The sequence below is a fragment of the Rhizobium sp. PEPV16 genome (assembly GCF_008919455.1).
Lineage (GTDB): Bacteria > Pseudomonadota > Alphaproteobacteria > Rhizobiales > Rhizobiaceae > Rhizobium > Rhizobium leguminosarum_Q.
In genome coordinates, this window is the sequence record NZ_VSZV01000159.1 from 1 (window position 1) to 7,945 (window position 7,945).

General features: G+C 61.8%; 6 protein-coding genes. 2 read left to right on the forward strand and 4 right to left on the reverse strand.

Annotation, left to right across the window (positions count from 1 at the left end; genetic code table 11):
- Positions 1–48 precede the first annotated feature (48 nt).
- Genes FY112_RS03340 through FY112_RS03350 form a run of 3 tightly spaced genes read right to left on the reverse strand, consistent with a single transcriptional unit; the run spans position 49 to position 5,275 of the window.
- Positions 49–3,123, reverse strand: coding sequence for an efflux RND transporter permease subunit (locus FY112_RS03340; RefSeq protein WP_017956714.1), 3,075 nt, complete (start codon positions 3,121–3,123; stop codon positions 49–51).
- On the reverse strand, positions 3,120–4,205 hold the full coding sequence (locus FY112_RS03345) for an efflux RND transporter periplasmic adaptor subunit (RefSeq protein ID WP_151517679.1): 1,086 nt from the start codon (positions 4,203–4,205) through the stop codon (positions 3,120–3,122). Before FY112_RS03345 ends, FY112_RS03340 begins: the two co-directional genes overlap by 4 nt.
- Entirely contained in the window at positions 4,202–5,275 is a 1,074-nt protein-coding gene (locus FY112_RS03350) for an efflux RND transporter periplasmic adaptor subunit (RefSeq protein ID WP_151517681.1), read from the reverse strand. Before FY112_RS03350 ends, FY112_RS03345 begins: the two co-directional genes overlap by 4 nt.
- A gap of 111 nt (positions 5,276–5,386) precedes the next feature.
- Between FY112_RS03350 and FY112_RS03355 the strand changes: the two genes are divergently transcribed.
- The gene (locus tag FY112_RS03355) at positions 5,387–6,019 is read left to right on the forward strand and encodes a TetR/AcrR family transcriptional regulator (RefSeq protein WP_017956717.1); all 633 of its coding nucleotides are present in this window, start codon (positions 5,387–5,389) and stop codon (positions 6,017–6,019) included.
- A gap of 75 nt (positions 6,020–6,094) precedes the next feature.
- Positions 6,095–7,171, forward strand: coding sequence for a LacI family DNA-binding transcriptional regulator (locus tag FY112_RS03360; RefSeq protein ID WP_181018138.1), 1,077 nt, complete (start codon positions 6,095–6,097; stop codon positions 7,169–7,171).
- Between the two features lie 82 nt (positions 7,172–7,253).
- On the opposite strand, the gene FY112_RS03365 is transcribed toward FY112_RS03360, so the two are convergent.
- On the reverse strand, positions 7,254–7,945 hold a 692-nt coding region (locus FY112_RS03365), incomplete at its 5' end, for a carbohydrate ABC transporter permease (RefSeq protein ID WP_151517682.1).

Consider the following 7,945-nt stretch of genomic DNA (forward strand, 5'->3'; position numbering starts at 1 on the left):
TGCAGCGGCCGCCGCGGCGGCCGTGGGCGATGGCCGTCGAAGACTGCGTCATACCTCTGCCGCCGCGGCTTCGGCCCGAACGCCTTCGTCCCTCGGAATCCTGAACCACGCGACGTAGAGCGCAGGCAGGAACAGCAGGGTGAGTGCGGTTCCGACGACGATGCCGCCCATCATGGCGTAGGCCATCGGCCCCCAGAAGATCTCGCGCGAGATCGGGATCAGCGCCAGCGTGGCGGCCGCGGCCGTCAGCATGATCGGCCGCATGCGGTGTTCGGTGGCCTCGATGACCGCTTGCCAGGCCGCCATTCCTTCACTGCGGAGATGCTCGATCTGGACAACCAGGATGACAGAGTTGCGGATCAGAATGCCGATGAGCGCGAGCACGCCCAGGATCGCGACGAAGCCCATGGGGGCGTTGCTGAGGAGCAGGGCCGCGACGACGCCGATCAGGGCCGTCGGCGCGACGGCGAACACCAGGAACAGGCGGCTGAAGCTTTGCAGCTGAATCATCAGGATCGTCGCCATCGCAAACAGCATCAGCGGAGCCACAGCCACGATCGGCCCCTGTGAGTCGGCGCTGGATTCGACCGCCCCGCCCACTTCCACCTCGTATCCCACCGGAAGGCCTTTCTGGAATTCTTCGACCTTCGGCTTGAGCTGTTCGACGACCGTGGCCGGTTGCGTCGGACCGACGACGGCCGCCTTGACCGTTATGGTGGGTTGCCTGTCGCGACGCCAGATGGTCGGCTGCTCGAGCTCGTAGCGGAAATTCGCCACGGCAGAGAGCGGCACGACCTTGCCGTTGGAGGTGGAGAGCTGAAGATTCTGCAGCGTCTGGATGGAATCGCGCTCGGATGCCCTGGCGCGGCCGATGACGTTGACCAGGTAGATGTCGTCTCGAACCTGGGTGGCCGTCGAGCCTTCGACGATGCCGTTGAGGGCGGTGGCGATGTCTTCGGAGGATACGCCGAGCTGGCGCGCCTTGTCCTGCAGCACATCGACCTTCACCACACGAGACGGCTCGTTCCAGTCCAGGACCATGTTCGCCAGAAGCGGATGCGATCCGATGACGCCGGCAAATTTCTGGGAGAGATCGCGGACCTTTTGAATATCAGGGCCGCTGACCCGGTACTGGACCGGCTTGCCGACGGGCGGACCGATGTCGAGAAGTTTCACGAAGGCGTCGGTGCCGGGGAAGGTTTTCGTCAGATAGTCCTGCAGCTCTGTTCGCACCTTGTCGCGCACGTCGAGCCCCTTGGTGACGATGATCGTCTGTCCAAACGACACGTTGGGCGTCTGCACGTCGAAGGACAGGATGAAGCGCGGGGCGCCCTGGCCGACATAGGTCGTCCAATGATCGATATCCTTGTTGTCGGCCAGCATCTCTTTTTCGAATCTCGCCATCTGCCTGTTGGTTTCGGCGATCGAACTGTTGTGGGGGAGGTTCCAGTCGATAATGAGCTCAGTCCTGTCCGAGCTGGGAAAGAACTGCTGCTGCACCAGCCCCATGCCGCCAATCGAAAGCCCGAAAACGCCGACCGTCAGAATGATGGTGACCCAGCGCCAGCGCATCGCCAGGCCCAGGAGCCAGGAGAAGACCGAGGCGAAGCGGCCCTTCTTCTCGTGATGCGATTTCATCGTCTTCGGCAGGATCGTGACGCCGAGAAGCGGCGTGAACAGCACCGCCACCACCCAGGAGACGATCAGCGAAACCGCGATGACGACGAAAAGCGTGAAGGTGAATTCACCGGCAGCGCTGTTGTTGAGACCAACCGGAATGAAGCCCGCTACGGTGACGAGCGTTCCCGTCAGCATCGGAAAGGCGGTCGACGTGTAAACATGGGTGGCGGCCTTCCTGAGATCGTCGCCCGCCTCCAGGCGGGCCACCATCATCTCGACAGCGATCATGGCGTCGTCGACAAGCAGCCCGAGTGCGATGATCAACGCTCCGAGCGAGATGCGCTGAAGCGAAATGCCGGAATACTCCATCACCACAAAGGTGATCGCCAGGACGAGCGGAATGGAGATCGCCACCACCATGCCGGCGCGAAGACCAAGGCTGATGAAGCTGATGATCAGCACGATGACGATCGCTTCGAAGAGCGCGCGGGTAAATCCGGACACCGCTTCGTCGACAACGGCCGGCTGATCGGAAACGCGGTGGACATCCACGCCGATCGGGAGGTCGGCGACGACACGCTTCATCTGCGCGTCGAGCCCCTCGCCGAACTCCAGAAGATTGGCGCCCTGCTTCATTCCGATTGCAAGCCCGATCGCAGGCTGGCCGTTGAACCGGAACAACGCCGACGGCGGATCCACGTAGCCGCGTTTAATCGTGGCGACGTCGGTCAGCGGAAAGAAGCGGTCGTTTATCCGAAGATTGATCGATCTCAGACTTTCCTCGGACGTGAATTGTCCACTCACCCGCAATGCAATGCGCTCCGGCCCGGCGTCGACGAAGCCGGATTGCGTGACGGCATTCTGCGCCTGCAGGGTCTGGATGACCGACTGCTGGTCGATCCCGAGTGCTGCGATCTGGCGCGTGGAGAATTCCAGATAGATCGCCTCGTCCTGGGCGCCGACCACATCGACCTTGCCGACGTTGGGCACGGTCAAGACCTCGGAGCGGGCGTTTTCCACGAGATCGCGAAGCTGCCGCTGGGTAAGGCCGTCGCTGGTGAAGGCGTAGATGTTTCCGAACACGTCGCCAAAGCGATCGTTGAAGAAAGGACCGACGACGCCGGTCGGGAAATCACCCTTGATGTCGGCGATCATGTTGCGGATGCGCAGCCAGGTCGGCGCGACGTCCTTTGCCTTGGTCGTCGGCAGCAGCTCGACGAAGACGGTCGTCTGGCCGGCAACGGTCTCGCTCTTGGTATAGTCCAGCGATTCCAGTTCCTGGAGCTTCTTCTCGATCCTGTCGGTCACCTGCCGCGTCACTTCTTCGGCGGAGGCGCCGGGCCACTGGGCGGTGATTACCATCGTCTTGATCGTGAAGTTCGGGTCTTCCTCGCGGCCGAGCTTCACGTAGGAGAAGGCGCCTGCGAGAATGAAGACGATCATGAAGTACCAGACGAGCGAACGGTGTTCGAGCGCCCAGTCGGAAAGGTTGAAGGACTTCACTGGCTGATCTCCTGGTCGATCCTGATGGCCTGGCCATCTTCAAGTTTATGCACGCCTGCCACGACGACCCTTTCTCCGGGGGCGAGCCCCTCGATGACGCGGACGCTGCCGCCGTCTTCGACGTCGCCGTCGATCTTCACGCGGCGAATCGATACCTTTCCGGCAGGCGCATCGACGATCCAGACGCTCGGGCCGTCGCTGCCGACAAGGATTGCCGAGGCAGGCAGCACGATCTCAGGATCCGCGGCAATGGTTGCCGAGGCTGTGATGACCGAGCCGAGCCTGAAGGCTTCGGGCGGATTGGTGAGCGCGATCTTGGTCCTGCTCGTGCGGGTAGAGGTCTCCGCCTCCGGTGCTATTTCACGCACGATCCCGGACGTGCGGATGGCCGGATCGAGCTGCAGCGTCACCTCGAAGGGCGCGCCGATCTTCAGTTTCTGGGCGGCGGCCTGGGGCACGTCGACCACGGCGTCGCGCTTGTCCGGCCGGGCGATGGTCACGACCGTCTGACCGGCCGACACCACCTGCCCGACCTCGGCCGAGGTCGCCGTCACCACCCCGTCGAACTCCGCCCGAAGCTGCGCGTAACCAAGTTGCTCTTTGGCCTTGTCGAGGTTGGCCTGCGCCTTGGCGACGGCGGCCGCCGCCGTCCGCCTTGCCTGTTCAGCCTCTTCGAGCGAGGCTTCGGTGCCGGATCGCGATTCCAGCAGCGCGCGCTTGCGCTGCTCCGTGGTCACCGCATTCCTGAGTTGGGCGTCGCTGTTTTCGACGTCGGACTGCGCGTTGCGCACGGCAAGCTCCAGCGCCAGAGGATCGATGGCGGCAACGACGTCATCCTTCTTGACAAGATCGCCGACATTGACGTTGCGGGCGATCATCCGCCCGAGAATCCGGAACCCGAGTTCGGTCTTGATCGTCGGCTCGATCGTGCCGGTGAGGCTCAAACTTGAGGCCGACGTCGGCTTGACTGTCATCGACAGCACGGGACGGGGCGCTTCCTCCTTGCTTTCCTCCTGCGGCGCGCAGGAGGAGATCAGGGCCGTACCCATCATCAGAGCGACTATGTTGAGACGAATACTCACTTGGAAGCTTCCTTGACATAAGACACGATTTCACCCGGCCTGAGGAACTTGGTTCCGTCTGCCACCACGACCTCTCCTTGCGATACGCCCGACTTGACGATGAAGCTGCCGGTCTCATAGCCGGAGATATCCACCGCCCGAACCGAAACCGCAGACGATGCGGGATCTACGATCCAGACGGCCGGCTTGCCGTCCTTGGATGTCATGGCGGACCAGGGAAGCTGGATGACGTCCTGGGAGACGTAATTGAATCTTCCGACGACGGGAGCGCCGAGAGGCATCGGAGTGTCGCTCGATATCGCGACCTTGACCTTGATGGTTCCGGTGGAGGAATCGATCGTCGGCGAAATCTCGCGAACCTTCGCCGCGATCTTCTGCGTCGGGTCAGATAGAAGGGCCACTGTGCCATCGCCGTCGATCGGGCGCAGGAACGCACTTTCGACCACCTCAAAGACAGCATCGCGGTCGCCGTTATGGGCAAGCGTGAAGACGACCTGAGCGGCCTGCGCCACCTGCCCGACCTCAGCATTGCGGGCGGTGATCACCCCGTCGGCATCCGCCTTCAGCTCTGTGTAAGACAAGGTATCCTGAGCGGTTTCCAACAGCGCCTGGGCCGACTTCGTCGATGCCTGCGCGGTCAGAAGCGCCTCCTGCGCCTGGTCGAGTGCTGCACGCGTCGTCACCTGCGTCCGAAACAGGCTCTGCTGGCGGTCGTATGCGAGCTGCGCCTGGGTCTGCTGCGCCTCAGCCGACTGAAGATTGGCTGCCGCCACATCCAGCTCGGCCTTCTGCTCTTCCGGATCGATCCGCGCCAGGAGCTGCCCCGCCTTCACGAACTGTCCGACTTCCACCAGCCGCTCGATGATCTTGCCGCTGACGCGGAAGGACAGATCGGTCTGAACACGCGCCCGCACTTCTCCTGTGACCGCGCCGCCCTGAGCCAGCGGCTCAGTCTTGGCGACGACGACGCCGACCTCTCGTGGGGTTGGCCCAGCCGGTCTGCTCTCATCGCTGCATGATCCCAGACCCATGGCGCATACGATCGCTGTGGCGACCAGAATGGTTCTCATAGTTGACCTCTTGCTCTCAACGGCAGCTGCTATATAATTGACTGACCGATTAGTCAATGAAACTTTGCGTCGCAGGGAGAGAGCGCACGCAGCAGGTTGGAGGATCAGAAAATGACAGCCCAGAAGAAGCTCACACGCGCCGAACAGAAGTCGCTGCGGCCCATCCAGATTCTCGATGCCGCCTTCGAAGAATTCGTGAGATGCGGTTTCACAGGTACGAGAGTCGAAGACATTGCCGACAGAGTCGGCGTCACCAAGGGTACGGTGTATGTCTACTTCGAGACGAAGGAGAAGCTTTTCGAAGCCATGATCAACCATTTCTCCGTGCCGTTTCAGGAACTGCTGGGGATCACCGAGAACCTCAGCGGCAGCGCCACCGACCGGCTGATTTCCATTCTCGGCCTGCTCTACGAACAAATCGCCGAGGATCGCACGACCCGCGAACTGACGCGGCTGGTTATTGCCGAAGGACACCGGTTCCCCGACCTGATCGACCGCCACCACGACCAGTTCATTGAGCCGATCATCACCAAGGTCGACTCTCTCATTCTGGAGGGTGTGGCGTCAGGGGAGTTTCGCGAAGTTCCGGTGGAATTCTCCGACATCGTGGTCGCGCCCATCCTGACGACGACAGTTCTGCGGCTGATATTCGACGACCGCCGCGTGCCCACTCCAAACAAAGAGGCCTTCCTGCGGGCCTATTTCGACCTGCTGCTCAATGGCCTGCTTGCCAAACCTCACTGATCGCCGAATGACGAAAAATACCGCGCCAGGCACGTAGCTTTTCTAAAGTTTTTATGTGAAAACATTGAGTTAGCTATGGCTTCGAAGGCACGACCTCAATTCGCGACGGAAAAAGTGGAACGCAAAGTCAATCTCAAGGATGTCGCGCGCGACGCGGACGTGTCGCTGAGCACGGCCTCGCACGCGCTCAACGGAACCGCACCGTTGACGATCGAGGTGCGCGAAAGGGTTCTGGATTCAGCCAAACGCCTTGGTTACCTCGAGCGCCGGAGGAAGAAGGCGACGATTGCGGCCTTGCGCGTCCTGCTTCTTGCGATTCCCGACGATGCAGCACCGGAGAGCGATCTCAATCTGGTGAGTTGGACGATCCTCAACGGTCTTCGTAGGGAGTGCGAACGTCGCGGCATCAGGATCGTGCCTTTCGTCAGCACCGGCCGGCGCATCGACGGCGCTCAGGTCAGGCAGATCGCGCTCTCGGAACGTGCCGACGGCATCGTGGTCCTGAATGACGATCAGCCGGAACTTATCCGCAGCCTCGCCTCCCCTGATATGCCTGTCGTCATCGTCAACGGCGAAGATCCGGCCATGCTGGTCGATACGGTCACCCCCGAAAACCGCTTCGGCGCGAGGCTCGGCATCGAGCACCTGCTGGCGCTCGGACATCGCCGCATCCTGCACCTGACCTGGAAGGGGCGCACGACGATCCAACGCCGGTATGACGGCTTTTCCGATGCCTATCTTGCCGCCCAGCTTCCCGTGCCGGACGATATGATCGTCGAGGCCGAGGGATATGAGCCCAGGCACGGCGAGGCTGCGATCAACGCGCTGCTCGACCGCGATCCCACGGTGAAAGGAGCGACCGCCGTCTTCTGCGCCGCCGACAATCTGGCGCTCGGCTGCCTGAAGGCATTGGCCGATCGCGACATCCGCGTGCCCGAAGCGATATCCGTGCTGGGGTTCGACGATATCGTCCCCGGCGAGTTCAGCCGTCCGCCGCTCTCGACGATCAGCGTTCCCACAGACCGGCTCGGCGCTGCCGCTTTGGCGCTCATCGAACAGAGGCTGATCGCCAACGATCCGCAGCGGCCGGCTCATCGCCTGGAACTCGGATGCCACCTCGTCCTGCGCGGCAGCATCGCGCCGCCGCGTTAGATGTCCCGGGCGTGATACTGTATTCCGGCATCTCGTAGATGGAATTGGAGAGGTCCAGGCGATTAGTTGGGAACAGGGCCGTTCACTTCATGCCTGTTCCGGCGATGCCCGTGGTGATGTACTTCTGCAGGAACAGGAAGACGACGGTGACAGGCAGCAGGCTGAGGAACGTCATCGCCAGGATATAGTGCCACTGCACCGAGAACTCTCCCTGGAATGCATTCAGGCCGACCTGCAGGGTGAAATTCTCGCGGCTGTTGAGAACGATGAGCGGCCAGAGGAAATCGTTCCAGCGCCAGAGCACGGAAAAGATCGCCAGCACCGCGAGAGCCGGCGCCGTCAGCGGCAGTATGATGCGCCAGAAGATGCAGAATTCGCTCGCCGCATCGACGCGCGCCGCCTCTATCAGTTCATCGGGTATGGTCAGCATATATTGCCGCAGCAGGAACACGGCGGTTGGAGAGGCGATCGTCGGCAGGATGACGCCCCAGAGATTGTCGGCAAGGCCGACCCCGACGATGACGAGATAGGCCGGCACCATGACGACGGCGAGCGGGATCATCAGGGTCGAGATGATGATGACGAAAACGGTCGTGTCGCCACGAAATTTGTATTTGGACAGCGCAAAGGCCGCCATGGCGTTGACGATGAGCGTCAGAAGCGTCGCAACAACGGTGACGAACACCGAGTTCTTGAGGAAGGTCAGGAAGTTGAAGCGCGTCAGCGGATCGGTGTAATTCTCGGTGGCGACGGTTAAATGCTGCACCGGCGTCA

What these genes read in the sequence shown, in the direction of transcription:
- FY112_RS03350 (WP_151517681.1), bottom strand. Translation starts at nt 5,275, where the DNA reads ATGAGAACCATTCTGGTCGCCACAGCGATCGTATGCGCCATGGGTCTG.
- FY112_RS03355 (WP_017956717.1), top strand. Translation starts at nt 5,387, where the DNA reads ATGACAGCCCAGAAGAAGCTCACACGCGCCGAACAGAAGTCGCTGCGG.
- FY112_RS03360 (WP_181018138.1), top strand. Translation starts at nt 6,095, where the DNA reads ATGGCTTCGAAGGCACGACCTCAATTCGCGACGGAAAAAGTGGAACGC.